Here is a 20432-nt window from a genome sequence, read left to right as displayed (position 1 = left end):
CTATGGCAACACTAATCGCTGAGAACCTGGCGAAAGCCTACAAAGGCCGCCGCGTGGTGGAAGATGTTAGCCTGCAGGTAAAATCCGGCGAGATTGTCGGCCTGCTGGGCCCAAACGGTGCCGGTAAAACCACCACTTTTTACATGGTGGTCGGAATTGTGCCACGCGATGCGGGCCGCATTGTGATTGATGATGAAGACATCAGCATCCTGCCGCTGCATGCGCGTGCCCGTCGCGGTATCGGCTATCTGCCGCAGGAAGCCTCGATCTTCCGCCGCCTGAGCGTGTACGACAACCTGATGGCGGTGCTGCAGATCCGTGATGATCTGACAGAAGAGCAGCGTCAGGATCGTGCCAACGAGCTAATGGAAGAGTTCCATATCGGCCATCTGCGCGACAGCATGGGCCAGGCGCTGTCGGGTGGTGAACGCCGTCGTGTGGAAATTGCCCGCGCGCTGGCGGCTAATCCGAAATTCATCCTGCTGGATGAGCCTTTTGCCGGTGTTGACCCGATTTCGGTTATCGACATCAAAAAAATCATCGAGCATCTGCGTGACAGCGGCCTTGGCGTGCTGATTACCGACCACAACGTGCGTGAAACCCTCGCGGTGTGTGAACGCGCGTATATCGTTAGCCAGGGTCATTTAATTGCCCATGGCACGCCTGATGAAATTCTTGTAGATGAGCAGGTTAAGCGTGTTTATTTGGGCGAAGAGTTCAGACTCTGATAAGGTGTCGTAACACCCTACGTTTGCTTAGGAAATTCTAACCGAATTATGAAGCAAGGTTTGCAACTCAGGCTCAGCCAACAGCTGGCGATGACTCCACAGTTGCAGCAAGCCATTCGCTTGCTGCAACTCTCTACGCTTGAACTCCAGCAAGAACTCCAACTGGCGCTGGAAAGCAATCCGCTGCTTGAACAAACCGATCTGCACGAAGAAATCGACGCGCGAGAATTTCAGGAACAAGAGAGTGATTCATTAGACACACGTGAAGCACTTGAACAGAAAGACATGCCTGAAGATCTCCCGCTCGACGCTACCTGGGACGAAATCTACACGGCGGGCACGCCGTCAGGCACCGGCACCGATTACCAGGATGACGAACTGCCAATCTATCAGGGCGAAACCACGCAATCGCTGCAGGATTATCTGATGTGGCAAGTTGAGTTAACGCCGTTCACTGATACCGATCGCGCCATCGCCACATCCATTGTTGATGCCATTGACGACACCGGCTATCTCACCGTCAACTTACAAGATATTTATGACAGTATTGGCGATGAAGAGCTGACGCTGGAAGAAGTTGAAGCCGTGCTCAAGCGCGTGCAGCGTTTCGATCCGGTCGGCGTCGGTGCGCGTGATTTGCGTGATTGCCTGTTAGTCCAGCTGTCGCAATATGATGCCGCCACGCCCATGGTGGCGGAAGCGCGCCTGATTGTGAGCGAACATCTTGATCTGCTGGCCAACCATGATTTCCGCAGCCTGATGCGCGTAACCCGTCTGAAGGAAGAGGTGCTGAAGGAGGCGATGTTGCTGATTCAGTCACTGGATCCGCGCCCTGGCCAGTCAATCAATACCAGCGAACCGGAATATGTCATTCCCGATGTGCTGGTGCGTAAAATCAGCAAGCGCTGGACAGTTGAACTCAATTCCGACAGCATGCCGCGCCTGAAAATCAATCAGCAGTATGCTGCGATGGGCGGAGCTGGCCGTAATGAAAGCGATAATCAGTATATTCGTAGCAACTTACAGGAAGCCAAGTGGCTGATTAAGAGCCTGGAGAGCCGTAACGACACGCTGCTGAAAGTGACACGCTGTATCGTTGAACAGCAGCAGGCATTTTTTGAGCAGGGTGAGGAGTACATGCGTCCGATGGTGCTGGCGGATATCGCTCAGGCTGTTGATATGCACGAATCCACTATTTCCCGCGTGACCACGCAAAAGTATTTACACAGCCCGCGTGGCATCTTTGAACTGAAGTATTTTTTCTCCAGTCACGTCAACACCGAGGGCGGCGGCGAAGCCTCGTCTACGGCGATTCGTGCATTAGTGAAAAAATTGATCTCGGCGGAAAACCCCGCAAAACCCTTGAGCGACAGCAAACTGACCTCCATGTTATCCGAACAGGGCATCATGGTAGCGCGACGTACGGTTGCTAAATATCGCGAGTCTTTATCTATACCGCCATCAAACCAGCGTAAACAGCTGGTTTGACCGAACGAAGAAGGAAGACCTATGCAGCTAAACCTTACCGGACTTAATGTTGAGATTACCGAACCTCTGCGTGAATTTGTAAATACCAAATTTGCCAAACTGGAACACTATTTTGATCGTATCAATCAGGTTTATATTGTTCTGAAGGTTGAGAAGGTGACGCAGATTGCGGATGCAACACTGCACGTCAACGGCGGGGAGCTGCACGCCACATCGGAAGCGGAAGACATGTACGCGGCCATCGACGGGTTAATCGACAAGCTTTCCCGTCAGCTGACCAAACACAAAGACAAACTGAAAAAACACTAACCTTCACGCTTGCAGAGTGCTGACTGATTCGGCACTTAGAGCTTAATGGGGCGGATATTACCGCCCCGTTTTGTCATCTGCGCAAGCGCCAGCGGGCGAACGGCAATGAAATCAATCGCCTGAACCTCGCGGCTATGTGAACTCGCAAGTGAAACGATGATGAACAACGATCTAACACTGGAATTGAGCTCGGTCCTTTCACTGGACTGTACCCGTAGCGGCGTACACTGCCAGAGTAAAAAACGCGCGCTGGAAATTATCAGCGAGCTGGCAGCGAAGCAGCTCAATCTGCCGCACCAGACGCTTTTCGAAGCCATCCTGACCCGCGAACGTATGGGCAGTACCGGTATTGGCAACGGCATTGCCATTCCACATGGCAAGCTGGAGGAGGACACATTACGCGCTGTCGGCGTGTTTATCAGCCTCGATCAGCCTATCGCTTTTGATGCGGTAGACAATCAGCCGGTTGACCTGCTGTTTGCCCTGCTGGTACCTGCAGACCAGTGTAAAACCCACTTGCACACGCTTTCGCTGGTTGCCAAACGTCTGGCGGATAAAACCGTCTGTCGTCGTTTGCGTGCGGCACAGAGCGACGAAGAGCTCTACGCCATTATCACAGAAGCTCAGGAAGCACACTCTTAAGCGAGAAACACTTTTACCGGCCTGTTCGCCGGTTTAAAACGGGAGAAATGTGATGGTGCTGATGATCGTTAGCGGTCGGTCAGGCTCAGGAAAATCAGTCGCGCTGCGTGCCCTTGAAGATATGGGCTTTTACTGTGTCGACAACTTGCCGGTGGTTTTGCTGCCGGAGCTGGCGAATACCTTAACCGAACGCAATATCTCTGCGGCGGTCAGCATTGACGTGCGCAACATGCCGGAATCACCGGAAGTCTTTGAAGCCGCGCTCAACAATCTGCCTGATACCTTCTCGCCGCAACTGCTGTTTCTCGATACCGATCGCAACACGCTGATTCGCCGCTACAGCGATACGCGTCGTCTGCATCCGCTCTCCAGCAAAAATCTGTCGCTGGAGAGTGCTATCGATGAAGAGAATGATCTGCTGGAGCCGCTGCGCTCACGCGCCGATCTGATTATCGATACCTCCGAGATGTCGGTTCATGAATTAGCGGAGATGCTGCGCACGCGCCTGCTGGGCAAGCGCGAGCGTGAACTCACCATGGTGTTTGAGTCATTCGGCTTCAAACACGGCATTCCAATCGACGCCGATTATGTCTTCGATGTGCGCTTCCTGCCGAACCCGCATTGGGATCCCAAACTGCGTCCGATGACCGGCCTGGATCGTCCGGTTGCCGCCTTCCTCGATCGCCACACCGAAGTACATAACTTTATCTATCAAACGCGCAGCTACCTGGAACTGTGGCTGCCGATGCTGGAAACCAACAACCGCAGCTATCTCACCGTCGCCATCGGCTGTACTGGCGGGAAGCACCGCTCAGTGTATATCGCTGAACAATTGGCGGATTATTTCCGTTCACGCGGTAAAAACGTGCAGTCTCGTCATCGCACTCTGGAAAAACGTAAATCATGACCGTGAAGCAAACCGTTGAAATACGTAACAAGCTGGGCATGCACGCGCGCCCGGCAATGAAGCTGTTCGAGCTGGTGCAGAGTTTTGATGCTGAAGTGTTGCTGCGTAACGAATCGGGCACCGAAGCCGAAGCCAGCAGCGTGATTGCGCTGCTGATGCTCGACTCAGCGAAAGGCGGCCATATTGAGATTGAAGCCAGCGGCCCGCAGGAAGAGCAGGCGCTGGCAGCGGTTATAGAACTGTTTGAAGCGGGCTTTGACGAAGATTAAACCTATCAATGCAGCTTGTATCGGTTGAGGAAACCTTCGCCGCCCAACTGGCGCATCTGCCGCATAATCCACTGCTGGCGCTGCCGCGTGTAGCCTGAAGGCGCATCAGCGCGGAAACGGATCGGATTGGGCAGAACCGCTGCCAGTAATGCCGCTTCAGACATCGTCAGACGGCTGGCGGGTTTGTGGAAATAGCGCTGTGAAGCCTCTTCCACGCCAAACACGCCGTCGCCAAATTCTGCGATATTGAGATAAACCGTCAGGATACGCCGCTTAGTCCATACGGTTTCGATTCCCACCGTTAATCCTGCTTCCAGCCCTTTACGCAACCAGCTGCGACCATCCCACAGCAACAGGTTTTTCGCCGTCTGCTGCGAAAGGGTTGAAGCGCCGCGCATGCGCTCATTGCCATCGTTATCCAGCACTGACTGGATAGCATCAACATCAAAGCCCCAATGCTCAGGGAACTTTTGATCTTCAGAGGCGATAACCGCTAATGCCATCCATGGCGAGATCTCGTCCATGCCGACCCAATCCGAGTGCGCCACATAATCAAAACGCCCGGTAAACCAGGCGCCGATTTGCCGTTCCACCATCACCGCCGAGAACGGTACCGGTAAAAATGCAAACAGCAAAATACCCGCTAACCAGATGCCAAGCCAGGCCAGCAGCACTTTAGCAATCAGCACTTTAATACGTTTTCCCAGTGTCCCTTTACTCTTGCTCATGCAATTTTCTCTTACCAGTTCCCTGTATTAATCAATCACCCAAGTCACAATAGCGAATACCAACGATTAACCACTAAATTTTACCCTCAGACAGGTAAAGACGTCTGGAAAATTGTTGCCATTGTAATCAGTGTTCCTCTATTAGAGCCAATCACATCAAGCACTTCCGCCAAAAAGGAATCGGTTCCATAACGATATATAGATCAAATGCTGCATGCTTGAACACTTAACTGAATGTGATATCGCTCACGCAAATGCTTTCATGATACTTAACTATCAATTTTACTGTTGTTCGAACATGTTCATTGATAACAGAGACCATTCTGAAAAATGCCACCAAATCTGTACGATCCCGCGTACATTCGACCTCACGGATGGTAAAGCGATTTACCGCACGTTTGGTTTACATTATTCAATAAGCTATAAACTGGAACTTTCCGTTTAAGGTTTCCAAAACGTTTTGGATAAGCCGTCGAAAAATCTGTTTTTATCTATAAACATCAGAGTGTTAATCTCACTTAACCTCAATTTTTTGTCAGAATCAGATTTTCCATGCTTCCACCCGGATTTTCCTGTGGCTCACTGAAGCAAAACCAGGCTAAAAGCAGAACATTTGGTCAAAAAAGGTGCAATATGGCAAAGAAATTAATTCCTTGCTTGACTGTGTCAGCAAATTAATGTTTTCTGTATTTAATCGCTGCTCAACATCACACAATTTAATGAATCTTGTCGCAAGCATTGGCGAATTTGTTAAGGTGATTTTGAAGCGTTAACCAATACCGAACTGTTGCTTTCTTATTCGATTTCTAATAATAGCAACAGTACCCATTTCCCTGGTGTTGGCGCAGTATTCGCGCACCCCAGTTTCGACTGGGGTCATTTTTTTCTAACGTCCTGTAATTTTTCCCGCTCAGCGACCCATTCGCGTAAAACGTTCACGTCTTTGAGCCATTCCTGTTTTAATTCGTCGACCCACTCTTGCACATTGTCCCACCACGCTGGCAATTCTGGCGACTGAATCTGTTTCGCTAGCTGCTGCAAATGCAGTAAGCCAACCGAACCTGCTGCACCTTTGATCTTGTGCCCTTCTTCAGCTATGCCTTTTTGATCGCGTGCCATCATGTTGGAATCCAGCACGTCGAGATAACCCGGCATCATCTGCTCAAACATAGTGAGGCTTTGGGTAATCAATCCTGGGCCAACCAGCTCAATGTATTGCTCCAGCATCGTCACATCTAACAGCGTACGCGACTGTGCGTCTGATGAATCGACGGCAATCTCTTCCTGTTCCGGCTGATAATCCCAGAACTTCTTGATCACCGCCGTCAGCGCTGGCACGGCAAGCGGTTTGCTCAACACATCATCCATGCCGGCATCGAGATACTCTTTTTTGTCTTTCAGGACGTTGGCGGTCAATGCCACCAGCGGCGGCAGCGCCACATCTGCATAACGCTGATGGATGGCACGCGACACGTCGAGGCCGGTCATATCCGGTAGCTGAATATCGAGCAGCACCAGATCGAACTCCTGCGGATCAAACATCGCCAGCGCATCCGTTCCGGTCATCGCGACGTCGACGCTGCAGCCCAGCTTCTCCAGCACCGAACGCGCTACAATGACGTTGAGCTCGATATCTTCCACCAACAACACGTGCAGCGCCGGCAATGGCATGCTGTCATCCAGATTGTCGTCTTCCACTTCCTCAGCGACGCGTGGCGCGTTGATCTCGACGGTAAAGCAGGAACCCTGCCCCGCGACGCTACTGACGCTGATATCGCCGCCCATCGCCTGTGCCAGACGACGCGAGACCGCCAAACCGATGCCGGTGCCCGTCGCCGGTTTGCCACCGTGCTGATCTTTCACCTGGTAATACATCGCGAAGATCTTGTCCTGCTCTTCCTGCGGAATGCCCATACCGGAATCCTGCACTTCAAAGTGCAGCGTTTCATCCTGACGATAGGCGACGCGCACCACAATCTCGCCCTGCTGGGTAAATTTCACGGCGTTGCCAATCAGGTTCCACAGAATCTGACGCAAGCGCGTACCATCCGCCGAGATTTTATGCGGCAGCGGCAGCTCTGGCGCCATGACAAACTTCAGCCCTTTTGGCTGCGCCAGCAGACCGGAGAGGTTTTCCAGATCGGCGAGAAAGCCGGTGAAATCCAGCGGCTGATTATCCAGCTGCACTTTGCGGCGCTCGATTTTGTCCACTTCGATCACATCATTGAAGATGTTGCCCAGCGTGATGGCTGAAACGTGAATGGTTTTGAGGTACTTGAGTTGCTCCTGATTGAGGTCGGTATCCAGCAGGATGCGACTCAGCCCAACGATGCCATTCAGCGGCGTACGCAGCTCGTGGCTGATAGTTGAAATAAAGGTGGTCTTCTCACGGCTGGCGTTCTCCAGCGCGTCCTGATAGCGCTTACGCTCGGTAATATCGCGGCCAAAGCCCATCAGGCCACTGCGTTTACCCACGCGATCGTAATAGGGCACTTTGCGGATTTCGAAACAGGCTTTGCGCCCATCGGGATATTGCAGCCACTGTTCGTACGTCAGCGATACATTGTGGCGGAACACCTTCTCATCGGTTTCCAGCACTTTAGTAGCGGCTTCGTCATCGTAGATATCGCGCGGAGTCAGGCCAATCAGCTGCTTTTCGCTCATGCCGGTTAGCAGTTCCATGGCGCGGTTACAGCCGGAGAACTGCTTATCAATGTTGCGGTAGAACACCAAATCCGGTGATGCATCCAGGAAAGAGCGCAGGAAGGAGGATTGCTGTTCCAGCTCGATTTGCGCCTGCTCGCGTCGTGCCATCTCTTCGCGCAGCTTATCCATCACCTGCTCACGCGCCTGCTCAGCTTTAATACGATCGTTAATTTCCTGATTAAGCTGGGTGATGGTCTCCTTCATCTGCTGATTAAGCTCAAGATCGCGCGTACGCATCTCTTCCAGCTTATCCACCAGTTTTGACAGGCGTTGGCGCGACTCTTCCAGCTGATCGACCACCACCGAGAGGAAATAGACTGCCCAGGGCGTAATCAACAGACCGAAGAAGATGGAGCGGACAACGTCGATGCTTTCCACATGTCCGCGCAACACCATGGTGACGGCCATCTGCACCACCATCGCCAGTACGACCAGCGCCGAGGCTAACAGCAGCGAAAAGCGTACCAGGCCGAGTTTGACCATCAAATCAACGTAGTACTGCGCTAAAAGACGAATCTGTTTCATTACGAGCTCCCTGAACGAAATCTGGCTCATGATAGCGTAATTATCGCTGCGCTGCCCCGCTTCACCCGCCCATATCGCGCGGGTTATGCCCTGTAATGGTGCATCGTAGCGCGATTTCGCCGACGTTCCCTTCTATATGCGCAAAGCGCTTGACTAATTCTGCCAACTGAATAATCTGGAGGGCCGCGCTTTTGCGGGCCTTATCTCAACATCCTGTGCTAATCAGCACCCTGGCAGCCATTTGCCCTGATGGTTGCACCTCTTTATTGCATACCCATTCAACTTAAGTGATTTATTAAGCACGCCGCGCGTGATTAATTTTACTAATGGCAGCCCCATTTTGATTCAAATATGACGCCATAAGAAAAACAGATACATGCTGTGTATCAACTGCCCCCAACAGAATTAAATGCTGTTGTAACCCTTCCTGCCAGCATTGTTTGGATATTAGAGGGCTGGGTTACAGTGAGACGGCTCACACTTCCTGAGGGAATGCGTAGCGGGAGATTGACATAAATTTACGCAATAAAACCTTAATAATCATTTAATTAAGCGATAAGAAAGCGGATTACCCGCAACAAAGCTGGCTATTTGACCTGAGTTCGCTTTCCCGATAAGTTGGAATTCCACTGGAAGCTTTCCTGGTGGGCCTGTGTCTCGGCATATCTATGCAGCAAGAAGCCTCCCTCTGGATGCAAGCTATCTCCCGAAAGAGACCGGAATAAAAAGAGCAGCTCATTAAGGACGTGACAACAGTGTCTTAAGAGCCCTTGCTCGGTGCTGCGACGCCCGCTCTTTACTGAGCGGCACAAGAATTGATACCGCCGCGCTGACTTAAATTGTCACGCTGCGGTACGCGAAATAATGCAGGTAATGTCAAAAGAAGTTTAAGGAGACTCTCAATGTCCACGCAAAAACCGAATCCCTATGGTTTGTATGACCCATCAGCCGGAAGTGACAGCTGTGGTGTAGGTTTCATTACCCGTAAGGACGGCGAGCAGACGCATGAGATTCTGCGCATGGCCCATAGCGCGCTATGCACAGTCCCGCACCGTGGCGGCATGTCTGCCGAAGGCGTCGGCGATGGCGCGGGTGTGAACGTCGATCTCTCCCTGAACTTCTTCCGCAAGGTTACCGGTCTGGCGCTGGAAGCTGGCCGTTTTGGCGTGGGTAACTTCTTCGTGCCAAAAGACGCAGAGCTGCGTGCTAACGCTGAGCGTCTGGTCGAAGAAACGCTGGCGGCGCATAACTTCCCGATCTTAGTGAAACGCGATATGCCGCTCGACGGCAGCGTGACGCGCCCGGCCGCCCTGCAATTCCAGCTGCCGATTGTGCAGTGGATTTTTGCCGCGCCGCAGGAAGTGACTGAACAACTCGAATTCGAGCGCCAAATTTATCGCGCGCTGCTGGATATCGAAGCACGCGCCTTTACCGAAAGCGAATTCGGCGGCCTCTATCCGCTGTCGCTCTCTTCGCGCACGCAGGTATTTAAAGCACGCCTGAACTCCAACGAAGTGATCCCGTACTTCAAAGATTTGACCGATGAGGACCATCAGGTCCGCGGGCTGTTCTTCCATACCCGTTTCTCGACTAACACCGATCCGCACACCACCATGGCGCAGCCGTTCCGCTTAATGGCGCACAACGGCGAGCTGAATACCGACCGTAAAAACCGCATCGCTGAAGCGGCACTGATGCTGGCGCGCGGTAAAAAAATTGTGCGTCCAAAAGGTCAGTCAGACAGCTCACGTCTCGACCAAAGCATACACAGCCGTTTGATGGAAGATAATCTCGACCTGATTAACGCCGTGGTGTCGATGATGCCGCCGGCGTGGGAGAACGATACGTCACTCTCAAACGAAGTGCGCGCCATGCTCGAGTACTTCTCTTTATATGAAGAGAAGAACGATGGTCCAGCTGCGCTGATCTTCGGTAACGGTGAAGTGATCGGTGCGCGTCTTGACCGCCTCGGTCTGCGTCCGCTGCGTTCCGTTGAAACTGCGGAATACATCGGTGCGATGTCTGAAGCGGGCCAGATCGCCTTCCCACCGGAAAGCGTCCTGCGTCGTGGCCGCATCGAAGCGGGCGGCATGCTCTATTACGATCACAAAGAGAAACGCTCTTACACCACGGTTGAAGCGCTGGAGAAACTGGCGGCCGAAAAAGATTACCTGTCGCTGCTGAGCAAAGCGCGTATCGATCTCGCCGACCTGCCGGAAATTCAGGCGGAGCAACTCGGCTCGCCGCTGCGTTATCGTGGAGACCTCAAAACCTATCAACGTTTTGTCGCCTACTACTACAACCAGGAAAGCTTCAAATTCATGATGGACCCGATGCTGCAAACCGGCGCTGAGAAGATCTCAGCAATGGGTTACGGCAACGCCATCAATGGCCTGTCCGATCACGAAGGCGGCATGGCGCACTACTTCTCACAGCGATTTGCACAAGTCACCAACCCGCCGCTCGATTCGATTCGTGAAGCGGACGGCATGACGCTGCGCGTTGCTCTGGGTGCGAAACCGCATCTCGGCCGCAGCAAAGGTCAGCAAATTATTGTTCCGACGCCAATTCTTACGCACCTCGACATGCTGCGCCTGCGCGAGCAAACCGTCGCACCTTATGCGCGCTTCGAGATGCTGTACGAGCCGGTGGTCGGCAAAGATATCGTCAGCCGTGCGGCCAACGCCAACGCGCTGGAAAAAGCCATTGATGACTTAGCCCAGCAGGTGGTGGATTTCGCACGCCAGCAAGGCGGCATCGCGGTGATCACCGATCGTCATATCTCCTCAACGCACGCAGCGATTCCGATGCTGCTGATGGTGTCGGCGATCAACCAGCGCTTAGTGCAGGAAGGTCTGCGTCTGGATGTTTCGCTGGTGGTCGAAAGTGGTCAAAGCATCTCTTCACACCACATCGCGGCGACGCTGGGCTTCGGTGCTTCTGCCGTTTACCCACTCGGCGTGCAGATGCGTGCGGAAGAGAAATTCGGTGAAGGCGAAGAAGGCAACAAAGCCTTTAAACGCTATGCCAAAGCAGCCGAAAAAGCGCTGATGAAAACCATGGGTAAAGTCGGCCTGTGTACCGTTGAGAGCTACAGCTGCGGCGAATTCTTTGAGCCGAATTTCCTGAATACCGACGATCCGGTATTGAAAAAATATTTCCCGAATATCAAAACCCCGGTCGGCGGCGCGGGCTTCCCGGCAATCGCTCAAATGGCAGTTGACTGGCATCAGAGCGCGTTGAAAATTCAGGGCGAAGCGGAAGTGCCGTTGCTCGGCCTGTTCAAAGAGCGTGCTGAAGGCGCGGGACACTCGTACGGTACCATCGCGGTACGTACCTTTATCGATATGACGGAACAGCCGATTCGCTTTGCTAACAAAGAGCGCGAAGAGGACAACTTTATTCGTTTGATGACGCTGGCCAAACTGGATAACGCGTTCAACATCAAAGCAGAAGCCTTTAAAGACAGCAGCTTTGAGCGCATCCCGAATGATGTGATCGACACCTTTGCCATCACGCCCGATTACCGTCAGTTCTCCGGCCTGATGCATGCCGAGCGTAAACGTCGTCCAGCGGCGCTGCGCGACATCCTTGCGCTGCCGTGCGATTTGACCCACGTTGATAGCGAAGCCGAATTCGGCCGCAAACTGGGCCGCTACTCGCTGGTGAACAACGGCTTCGCTACACGTGGCCTGAAGTGTGAAGCGGTGAACGGCAGCCTGAATCAATTTGAGCTGCGTCTGATCGATGCGATTGCGGGCTTGAAACCAGAGAACGAGCGCCTGGAAGCGCTGGCGCGTGCGCTGAAAACCCGTTTTACCGACGATATCGAAAGCAGCAGCGTGGCGGATGGCGTACTGCACATCACCGCTTACGGCAAAGCCGCTGATTATCTGTCGCTGATCTTCACCGCGCTGCCATCGCTGCCGCTGGAAGAGATTCAACCGGCACATGAAATCACCCGCACCTTTGCTTCCGGTGCGATGAGCCACGGTGCGCTGGTTGCGCCTGCGCACGAAGCTGTCGCGCACGGTACCAACATGGTTGGCGGCATGAGTAACTGCGGTGAAGGTGGCGAGCACTATTCACGTCACGGCACCATCCGTGCGTCACGTATCAAGCAGTTGGCATCCGGTCGTTTCGGCGTGTGGGCGGCTTATCTGGCTGACCCGATGCTCGAAGAGCTGGAGATCAAAATCGGTCAGGGCGCGAAGCCTGGTGAAGGCGGTCAGTTGCCGGCACCGAAAGTGACCGTTGAAATTGCCGCAGCGCGTGGCGGTACGCCGGGTGTTGAGCTGGTTTCACCGCCACCGCACCACGATACGTACTCCATCGAGGATTTGGCACAGCTGATCCACGACTGTAAAGCCGCGCGCGTACGCGTCATCGTCAAACTGGTTTCATCTGAAGGTATCGGCACCATCGCCGTCGGCGTAGCGAAAGCTGGCGCGGATGTGATTAACGTCGCGGGTAACACCGGCGGCACCGGCGCAGCTTCCGTTACCAGCCTGAAATATACCGGCCGCGTCGCGGAAATCGGTATCGCCGAAGTGCATCAGGCGCTGTGTGCTAACGGCCTGCGCGACAAAGTGCAGCTGCGCTGCTCCGGCGCGCAGCAGACCGGCAGCGATGTGATCAAATCTGCCCTGCTCGGTGGCGACAGCTTCGAGTTCGGCACCACCGCGCTGATGATGTTGAAATGCGTGATGGCGAAAAACTGTAACGTCAAATGCCCGGCCGGTTTAACCACCAACGCCGAAGCCTTTGATGGTGATCCGCGTCAGCTGGCGCAGTACTTCATCAACGTGGCGCAGGAAGTGCGTGAGTTCCTCGCCCGCCTTGGTCTGCGTTCCCTGCGTGAAGCGCGTGGCCGTTCGGATCTGCTGCACTTGATGGATCACCCGCTGGAAGTCGGCAAACTGGATCTGCGCGCGATGTTGACCGTGGTGCCAGAGCAGAAAATTGCTAAGCCAGTGTATCTGGAAAAAGACTTTGAACTGGATGATGGCTGGGTAAACGAGCTGAAAACGCAGCTGGTTGGCGCGGCAAGCCGTGAAATCGCGCTGGGCGCGGGCATCACCCTGAACAACCGTAACAAGAGCGTGGGCGGTCAGTTGGCGATCGATATCGAGCGCATGCTGAACCATGAGTTACCTAAAGATCAACTGGCAGCTCTGCCAGCGGTAATGAAAGACGATCGCGGTCGTCACTATCTGGCGCCGCGTAGCGTGCAGATTAATACCAGCGGTTCTGCCGGCCAGTCGTTCGGCGCGTTCTGCAACGACGGCATGCAAATGAAGCATTACGGCACCTGTAACGACGGCGTTGGCAAAGGCCAGTGCGGCGGCGAACTGGTGGTGATGTCACCAGGCGGCGGCGCACAGGACAGCGATGGCAACGTATTGATCGGTAACTTCGCGCTGTTTGGCGCGACCGGTGGTCGTCTGTTCGTTCAGGGCCAGGCGGGTGACCGCTTCGCCGTGCGTAACTCCGGCGCTACAGCGGTAGTTGAAGGCGTTGGTGATTTCTGCTGCGAATACATGACTAACGGCGCCATCCTCAACCTTGGCACCTTCGGTAAAGGCTTCGGCAACGGCATGAGCGGCGGTTTCGCTTACCAGTATGATCCGTATGGATCGCTGGCTGCACACGCGGCAGGTGATTCGGTGCTGTTTGGCTCCATCGCCGATGAAGATGAAATGGCGCAGGTGCACAAACAAGCGGTGCTAACCATGCTGAACTGGCATCTGGAAGCGACCCAATCGCCACGCGCGGCCTGGCTGCTGGATAACTGGGAAACCGAGTGCCATCACTTTGTGTATGTGATGCCGCGTTCGCTGCTGCTGTATCAGGATGGCACCGAGATCCTGAAAGCCAAATCACGCAAAGACTTGCTCGAAGAGCTGTCAACGTCGCTGGCTGCGCATCAGGTGACGAAATTCAAATCGGCCTGGCGTGACGGTAAAACCATTGCCAATGGCGCGGTTCCGGCTTACGGCGCGACCGATACGCTGGAGATGTTTGTTCTGCTGAACAACTACACCGTTCTCAGCCTCGCGCAGCAGCTGGCGCTGGGCAAACTGCCGAAAGGCACGGCGGTGGAAGATCCGGCGGTGGAAAAAGCGGTACGCAATCTGCTGATGACCGAAGATTTCACCTTGATAAGCCGTCTGCAACGTCATGCACGCTCGGCGATTGAGAGCTACAGCGATGACGAACTGGCAAGCCTGATCGCCGCTAAACGTATGGCAGATTACAAAGCAGCATTAACGCAGCGCAACATTCGCTCCATGGACAGCCTGGCGACATACGGCTGGATCATTTATCAGGATGCCTGCAACCGTGAAGTACTGGGCCATCTGCCTGATTTTGAAGAGCTGTTTGCGCGTGCGGCATTGCCAGAAATCGCAGCTGCAGTCGGAAAACTTTCCTGATTACAGTGCTACTGAACATGTGTAATTTAGTTTTTATATTTTGATTGAACAGGATTGAGTGCCTTACCGATGAAAATTCCTTACATTCCTGAAGATGCACCGTTTAACGGTGAGCAGAAATACTGGCTGGCGGGCTTCCTCGCCGGTCTCCATTCGCGCCTGCTGGTATTAGAAGACAAGCAGAGCGCACCGGCGGCGGGTGCCAGCACCAATACGCAGCTGCATATCCTGTTCGGTTCACAGACCGGTAACGCTGAAGCGCTGTCGCAAACGGCCGCTAAAGCCGCACGCGCCAAAGGTTTGGTGCCAGTGGTGCAGGCGCTGGGCGAAGTGGATCTGGATGTGTTCGCCACCATGCGTCACGTGCTGATTGTCACCTCGACTTACGGCGAAGGCGAAATGCCGGATAACGCTCAGCTGTTCTGGAACGCAATTTCAGCCAGCACCGCGCCGCGTCTGGAGCAGATGCACTTTGCGGTATTGGCAATTGGCGATACCGGCTACGACGGTTTCTGCCAGGCAGGTAAATTCATCGATATGCGTCTGGAGCAGCTCGGTGCCAAACGCGTCGCCGATCGTATCGACTGCGATATCGACTTCGAAGAGCCATCCAGCGAATGGATTGGCACGGCAATGCCGCAATTCGCCGCCAGTGCGGGCAGCAGCGGTAATGCATTAGAAAGCGCGCCAGAAGCACCTGTCATTCCGGGCAGCAATAAGCAAAATCCTTATGCGGCCGCATTGGCGACCAATAAGCGCCTGTCGGCTGAAGAGTCAGCGAAAGATATTCGTCACTTTGAGTTTGATCTCACCGACAGCGGTCTGAAATATGAAGCGGGCGATGCGCTGGGTGTAATCCCGGTGAATGACGCGTCGCTGGTTTCACTGCTGCTGACTCAGCTGAAAGCCGATTACGAAACGCCGGTACCTGGCTTTGACCGCAACCTTGGCGATCTGCTGACTTATCAGTTCGAAATTTCCGAGCCGTCACGCAAACTGATTGAATGGGTTGGCCAGAACACTACTAACCAGGAACTGCGTCACGTGTTGCAACACGACGACAAAGATACCCTTGCCGTTTGGCTGTGGGGCAAAGATACGCTGGATCTGCTGCAGCTTGAGCTGACGCGCAGCCTGTCGGTGCCGGAATTCGTTGCCATGCTGCGTCCGTTGCAGCATCGCGCCTACTCCATCTCGTCGAGCTCAAAAGCCCATCCAAATCAGGTGCATCTGACCATCGCTTCCGTGCGCTATCACAGCGGCGGCCGCGAGCGCAAAGGCGTGTGTTCAACCTATCTGGCTGAACGTGTACGTCGCGGCGAAAAGCCGGCGATCTTTATCTCGCCCAACAAAGCGTTCCGCGTGCCGTCAAACGGCAATGCGCCGCTGATCATGGTTGGACCAGGCACCGGTATCGCCCCATTCCGCGCTTTTCTGCAGGAACGTCAGGCAACTGGCGCAGAAGGTAAAAACTGGCTGTTCTTCGGTGACCAACATCAGGCACATGATTACATCTACGAAGAAGAGCTGCAGGCATGGCAGGAGAAAGGTCTGCTGACTAATCTGGATCTGGCCTTCTCGCGCGATCAGGAAGAGAAGATCTACGTGCAAAATCGCATGCTGGAGAAAGGCGCTGAGCTGTACGCCTGGCTGCAGGATGGCGCGTACTTCTACGTGTGTGGCGATGCATCACGCATGGCAAAAGACGTTGATGCCGCGCTGTATGAAGTGGTTCGTCAGTTCGGTGGCTTGTCCAGCGAGCGTGCGGCGGCTTACGTTGATCAGCTGAAGAAAGATAAACGCTACCTGCGCGACGTCTACTAAGACGCGCAGGCATAAAAAAACGGGCCAATCGGCCCGTTTTTTATTGCACGTTTTACTTCACCACACGCAGTGAAGGTCGTCCGCCACGCGGCGGCGGCTCATCATCTGGCGAGTGATCGTCGTCAGTCGCATCATCCGGACGATCGCCATCAATCACAGACATCATCGTCTCTTCCTGACCGCTACCATCCTGCTCGTCCGTCGCCACCTCATAAGCCGGTTCCGGCTCGAACATGGTGCCAGCGCCGTTTTCACGGGCATAAATCGCCAAAACCGCAGCCATTGGCACAGAAACCTGACGTGGTACGCCACCGAAACGTGCGTTGAAACGCACTTCATCATTGGCGAGGTCAAGATTGCCTACCGCACGCGGCGCGATGTTCAGAACGATCTGTCCATCACGCGCATATTCCAGCGGCACCTGCACACCAGGCAGATTGATGTCGACCACCAGATGCGGCGTCAACTGATTATCCAGTAACCAGTCGTAGAACGCCCGCAACAAGTAAGGACGACGCGCCGTTAGTTGCGACATTTCCATACATTAGCCCCGAGCTTGCAGGCGCATTTCACGTTCTGCTTCCGTCAGTGACGCAAGGAAAGAGTCACGTTCAAACACGCGCGTCATATAGCCTTTCAGCTCTTTTGAACCCGCGCCAGAAAGATCAACACCCATCTGCGGCAGACGCCACAGCAGTGGCGCCAGATAGCAATCCACCAGGCTGAACTCTTCGCTCATGAAGAACGGTGTGCGTGCGAACAGTGGCGCAATCGCCAGCAGCTCTTCACGCAGCTGCTTGCGCGCTGCGTCGGCTTCTGCACCGTTGGCGGTTTCGATGGTGCGCATCAGGCTGTACCAATCCTGCTCAATGCGGTGCATCATCAGACGGCTTTCACCGCGCGCGACCGGATAAACCGGCATCAGCGGTGGATGCGGGAAACGCTCATCGAGGTATTCCATGATGATGCGTGATTCATACAGCGTCAGTTCACGGTCGACCAGCGTAGGTACGGTGCGATACGGGTTGAGGTCAATCAGATCCTGCGGCAGGTTATCCGTTTCAACCTGCTCGATCTCCACGCTGACGCCCTTCTCAGCCAGTACGATACGTACTTGATGGCTGAAAATGTCAGTCGGACCAGAAAACAGCGTCATTACCGAACGTTTGTTGGCAGCGACAGCCATGAAAACCTCCAAGTTTGTTCACAAAAAGATACTGCGAATAGCCAACCACGCGGCGACTCACCGGCTCATCAGATTCGCCTACCGTCAGCGTTAGTCGCATCGACCGGCCTTCCCGACAGGAACGACAAGCACAACGCTGCGTCTCGCAGGCGCAAAGTGACAGTGAGTTTACCAGATTTTAAGCAGCTTGTGGGGCGGGCGTGATGATTTGCGGGCAAAATGCGGGTAGAGCTCGCGTTTTTTGTGGGAAAAAATCATAAATGCAGATAATAAAAAACCCGCCGAAGCGGGTTTTTTGAGCCAACTGCCGCTGCCGAAGCAGCAAACAATTAACGCTTGGAGAACTGCGGACGACGACGTGCTTTACGCAGGCCGACTTTCTTACGTTCAACTTCACGCGCATCACGGGTAACGAAGCCCGCTTTACGCAGTTCAGAACGCAGAGACTCGTCGTACTCCATCAGAGCGCGTGTGATACCGTGACGGATCGCACCAGCCTGACCAGAAATACCACCACCTTTAACAGTGATGTACAGGTCAAATTTACCAACCATATCAACCAGCTCCAGCGGCTGACGCACGACCATGCGTGCAGTCTCGCGACCGAAGTATTGCTCCAAAGAGCGCTGGTTAATTACGATGTTACCGCTACCCGGCTTGATGAAGACGCGAGCGGCAGAGCTTTTGCGGCGACCAGTGCCGTAGTTTTGAGTTTCAGCCATTGCCTATAATCCCGATTAAATGTCAAGAACTTGCGGTTGCTGCGCCGCGTGGTTGTGCTCGTTGCCTGCGTAAACTTTCAGTTTACGGTACATAGCACGACCCAGTGGGCCTTTCGGCAGCATGCCTTTAACCGCGATTTCAATCACACGCTCAGGACGGCGCTCGATCATCTCTGCAAAGGTCGCTTGCTTGATACCACCGATGTGGCCAGTGTGGTGATAGTAAATCTTGTCAGTACGCTTGTTGCCGGTTACAGCAACTTTTTCTGCGTTCAGAACGATGATGTAATCACCGGTATCAACGTGCGGAGTGTATTCCGCTTTGTGCTTACCACGCAGACGGCGCGCCAGTTCAGTCGCCAGGCGACCCAAGGTTTTGCCCGTTGCGTCAACAACATACCAGTCACGCTGTACGGTTTCTGGTTTAGCTGTAAAAGTTTTCATTGAAAAGCTTACCCAAATAAAAAGTTACACGTTGGTGAAATCCCAAACGCTAAGTAAACGATTGAGGCTCACACGACCATTTTGCCCAGCAAGCCACCCCTTCAAGTGAGTTACCGGATCACATCGAGTTCTTGGGAAAGAAAACCGATGCTGTAACGTGGGGTCGCAAGATTATAGAGAAGTCGAACTCAAAGATCGAACCTTTTTGCATCTAAAACCTACGATTTATGCCACGTCATCAGGGCAGATGCGGCAGACGCAAATACTCTTCGCTCTGCATCTCCTGCAAACGCGACAAGCAGCGCTGATACTCAAACTTCAAGCGTGTGCCCTGATAAATTTCAAACAGTGATGTTTCCGCCGCGACCACCAGTTTCACATGGCGTTCGTAGAACTCATCGATCAGCGCCAGGAAGCGGCGCGCCTGATCTTCGGTCTTATAAATCATCACCGGCACATCATACAGCAAGACGCTGTGAAAACGGCGCGAGAGCTCAATATAGTCATGCTGACTGCGCCCTTCGCCGCACAGCGTCAGGAAATTGATCGCCAGCACGCCTTCATGCACACCGAGCGTCGGCATCTGGCGGTGGTTAATCTCCAGCACCGGCGCGTCTTCACGCACTTTGCCTGACAACGCACGGAACATGCGCTCCATTTCGCTGTGCGTGGCATCGTTGAGCGGGAAGTTCCATAAATGCGCCGAGGTTAAGGTGCGCAAGCGGTAATCGATACCGGCGTCCACGTTCATCACGTCACAATGACGCTTAATTTGTTCGATGGCTGGCAGGAAACGTGGGCGTTGCAGGCCATTGCGATAGAGTTCATCCGGCGGAATATTCGAGGTTGCCACCAGTGAAATGCCACGCGCAAATAGCGCTTCCATTAGCGTGCCCAGCAGCATGGCGTCGGTGATATCCGAGACAAAAAACTCATCAAAACAGAGAATATCGGTTTCCGCTTTAAAGCGATCGGCGACAATCAGCAACGGATCGCTGTGGCCTTGCAGCTGCGTCAGTTCCTGATGGACGCGCAGCATAAAGCGGTGGAAATGCAGACGCAGCTTACGATCACCAGGAATTGACTGAAAAAACAGATCCATTACCCAGGTTTTACCGCGTCCTACACCGCCCCACATATAGAGGCCGCGCACGGGCGCTTCATGGGTGTTTTTTTCTTTATTAATCATCTTAGACAAGCGGCCAAACAGACCTTTGGCAGCCGGTTCAACCTGTTGCTGGCGGGCAATCAATCCTTGCTGGATATTATCTAAGCGGGTAATCGCTTCTCGTTGTACGTCATCCGGGCGGAATTCGCCCTGCGACAGCGCCTGCTCGTAGCGTGCAAGCGGAGATGAGGTTTGCATGGTTCTCTCAGAATCCCTGAAAAAGTCCGATTCACGGGTCGGTTGACGAAAATTAGGCCGCTCTACACTAAGCGATGCAGCCCGATAGTTCCACTTCCAATAGATTATTGGGTATAGTGGCTGCTATTGAAGTTGATGTTGCAACAGAAGCAAT

General features: G+C 53.8%; 15 protein-coding genes. 8 read left to right on the top strand and 7 right to left on the bottom strand.

Going from position 1 to position 20432, the window contains the following annotated elements; translation table 11 throughout:
* The first annotated feature begins 2 nt into the window (after positions 1-2).
* From lptB to npr, 6 genes are all read left to right on the top strand, one after another.
* Positions 3-728: an LPS export ABC transporter ATP-binding protein gene (gene lptB / locus PanJK_RS15150; RefSeq protein ID WP_008104371.1), complete on the top strand. Its 726-nt coding sequence runs from the start codon at positions 3-5 to the stop codon at positions 726-728.
* Between the two features lie 48 nt (positions 729-776).
* Positions 777-2216 (top strand): RNA polymerase factor sigma-54, encoded by a 1440-nt coding sequence (gene rpoN, locus PanJK_RS15145; RefSeq protein WP_265300827.1) that lies wholly within the window; start codon positions 777-779, stop codon positions 2214-2216.
* 21 nt (positions 2217-2237) lie between these two features.
* On the top strand, positions 2238-2525 hold the full coding sequence (hpf, locus tag PanJK_RS15140) for a ribosome hibernation promoting factor (protein WP_008104375.1): 288 nt from the start codon (positions 2238-2240) through the stop codon (positions 2523-2525).
* Between the two features lie 159 nt (positions 2526-2684).
* On the top strand, positions 2685-3167 hold the full coding sequence (ptsN, locus tag PanJK_RS15135) for a PTS IIA-like nitrogen regulatory protein PtsN (RefSeq protein ID WP_175501705.1): 483 nt from the start codon (positions 2685-2687) through the stop codon (positions 3165-3167).
* A gap of 52 nt (positions 3168-3219) precedes the next feature.
* On the top strand, positions 3220-4074 hold the full coding sequence (gene rapZ / locus PanJK_RS15130) for an RNase adapter RapZ (protein ID WP_008104378.1): 855 nt from the start codon (positions 3220-3222) through the stop codon (positions 4072-4074).
* Entirely contained in the window at positions 4071-4343 is a 273-nt protein-coding gene (npr, locus tag PanJK_RS15125; protein WP_008104379.1) for a PTS phosphocarrier protein NPr, read from the top strand. The genes rapZ and npr overlap by 4 nt, the downstream gene beginning before the upstream one ends.
* A 5-nt stretch (positions 4344-4348) precedes the next feature.
* Here the strand turns inward: npr and mtgA are convergent, their stop codons facing one another.
* Both mtgA and arcB read right to left on the bottom strand, forming a co-directional pair.
* Positions 4349-5071 (bottom strand): monofunctional biosynthetic peptidoglycan transglycosylase, encoded by a 723-nt coding sequence (mtgA, locus tag PanJK_RS15120; protein ID WP_256698254.1) that lies wholly within the window; start codon positions 5069-5071, stop codon positions 4349-4351.
* An 876-nt stretch (positions 5072-5947) separates the two neighbouring features.
* Positions 5948-8302, bottom strand: coding sequence for an aerobic respiration two-component sensor histidine kinase ArcB (arcB, locus tag PanJK_RS15115; RefSeq protein WP_265300826.1), 2355 nt, complete (start codon positions 8300-8302; stop codon positions 5948-5950).
* Positions 8303-9204: 902 nt separating this feature from the next.
* Here arcB and PanJK_RS15110 point away from each other — a divergent pair.
* Together PanJK_RS15110 and PanJK_RS15105 are read left to right on the top strand one after the other, a co-directional pair.
* Positions 9205-14736, top strand: a complete 5532-nt coding sequence (locus PanJK_RS15110; protein ID WP_256698251.1) for a glutamate synthase-related protein — start codon at positions 9205-9207, stop codon at positions 14734-14736.
* A gap of 69 nt (positions 14737-14805) precedes the next feature.
* Positions 14806-16560: a sulfite reductase subunit alpha gene (locus PanJK_RS15105; protein ID WP_265300825.1), complete on the top strand. Its 1755-nt coding sequence runs from the start codon at positions 14806-14808 to the stop codon at positions 16558-16560.
* 52 nt (positions 16561-16612) lie between these two features.
* On the opposite strand, the gene sspB is transcribed toward PanJK_RS15105, so the two are convergent.
* The 5 genes from sspB to zapE form a co-directional block, all read right to left on the bottom strand.
* Positions 16613-17101 carry a ClpXP protease specificity-enhancing factor gene (sspB, locus tag PanJK_RS15100; protein WP_256698250.1) on the bottom strand — a complete coding sequence of 163 codons (489 nt, stop codon included), beginning with the start codon at positions 17099-17101 and terminating at the stop codon, positions 16613-16615.
* A 3-nt stretch (positions 17102-17104) separates the two neighbouring features.
* Positions 17105-17746 carry a stringent starvation protein SspA gene (sspA, locus tag PanJK_RS15095; RefSeq protein ID WP_008104394.1) on the bottom strand — a complete coding sequence of 214 codons (642 nt, stop codon included), beginning with the start codon at positions 17744-17746 and terminating at the stop codon, positions 17105-17107.
* A gap of 329 nt (positions 17747-18075) precedes the next feature.
* Positions 18076-18468: a 30S ribosomal protein S9 gene (rpsI, locus tag PanJK_RS15090; protein ID WP_007886600.1), complete on the bottom strand. Its 393-nt coding sequence runs from the start codon at positions 18466-18468 to the stop codon at positions 18076-18078.
* Positions 18469-18483: 15 nt separating this feature from the next.
* Positions 18484-18912: a 50S ribosomal protein L13 gene (rplM, locus tag PanJK_RS15085; protein ID WP_007886599.1), complete on the bottom strand. Its 429-nt coding sequence runs from the start codon at positions 18910-18912 to the stop codon at positions 18484-18486.
* A gap of 238 nt (positions 18913-19150) precedes the next feature.
* The gene (gene zapE / locus PanJK_RS15080) at positions 19151-20278 is read right to left on the bottom strand and encodes a cell division protein ZapE (protein WP_265300821.1); all 1128 of its coding nucleotides are present in this window, start codon (positions 20276-20278) and stop codon (positions 19151-19153) included.
* Positions 20279-20432: the final 154 nt, after the last annotated feature.

Origin of the sequence: Pantoea sp. JK (genome assembly GCF_026130245.1) — a bacterium.
Lineage (GTDB): Bacteria > Pseudomonadota > Gammaproteobacteria > Enterobacterales > Enterobacteriaceae > Pantoea > Pantoea trifolii.
Note: the sequence above shows the minus strand (reverse complement) of the source record. Positions and strands in the feature narration are given on the sequence as shown.

What these genes read in the sequence shown, in the direction of transcription:
- lptB (WP_008104371.1), top strand. Translation starts at nt 3, where the DNA reads ATGGCAACACTAATCGCTGAGAACCTGGCGAAAGCCTACAAAGGCCGC.
- rpoN (WP_265300827.1), top strand. Translation starts at nt 777, where the DNA reads ATGAAGCAAGGTTTGCAACTCAGGCTCAGCCAACAGCTGGCGATGACT.
- hpf (WP_008104375.1), top strand. Translation starts at nt 2,238, where the DNA reads ATGCAGCTAAACCTTACCGGACTTAATGTTGAGATTACCGAACCTCTG.
- ptsN (WP_175501705.1), top strand. Translation starts at nt 2,685, where the DNA reads ATGAACAACGATCTAACACTGGAATTGAGCTCGGTCCTTTCACTGGAC.
- rapZ (WP_008104378.1), top strand. Translation starts at nt 3,220, where the DNA reads ATGGTGCTGATGATCGTTAGCGGTCGGTCAGGCTCAGGAAAATCAGTC.
- npr (WP_008104379.1), top strand. Translation starts at nt 4,071, where the DNA reads ATGACCGTGAAGCAAACCGTTGAAATACGTAACAAGCTGGGCATGCAC.
- mtgA (WP_256698254.1), bottom strand. Translation starts at nt 5,071, where the DNA reads ATGAGCAAGAGTAAAGGGACACTGGGAAAACGTATTAAAGTGCTGATT.
- arcB (WP_265300826.1), bottom strand. Translation starts at nt 8,302, where the DNA reads ATGAAACAGATTCGTCTTTTAGCGCAGTACTACGTTGATTTGATGGTC.
- PanJK_RS15110 (WP_256698251.1), top strand. Translation starts at nt 9,205, where the DNA reads ATGTCCACGCAAAAACCGAATCCCTATGGTTTGTATGACCCATCAGCC.
- PanJK_RS15105 (WP_265300825.1), top strand. Translation starts at nt 14,806, where the DNA reads ATGAAAATTCCTTACATTCCTGAAGATGCACCGTTTAACGGTGAGCAG.
- sspB (WP_256698250.1), bottom strand. Translation starts at nt 17,101, where the DNA reads ATGGAAATGTCGCAACTAACGGCGCGTCGTCCTTACTTGTTGCGGGCG.
- sspA (WP_008104394.1), bottom strand. Translation starts at nt 17,746, where the DNA reads ATGGCTGTCGCTGCCAACAAACGTTCGGTAATGACGCTGTTTTCTGGT.
- rpsI (WP_007886600.1), bottom strand. Translation starts at nt 18,468, where the DNA reads ATGGCTGAAACTCAAAACTACGGCACTGGTCGCCGCAAAAGCTCTGCC.
- rplM (WP_007886599.1), bottom strand. Translation starts at nt 18,912, where the DNA reads ATGAAAACTTTTACAGCTAAACCAGAAACCGTACAGCGTGACTGGTAT.
- zapE (WP_265300821.1), bottom strand. Translation starts at nt 20,278, where the DNA reads ATGCAAACCTCATCTCCGCTTGCACGCTACGAGCAGGCGCTGTCGCAG.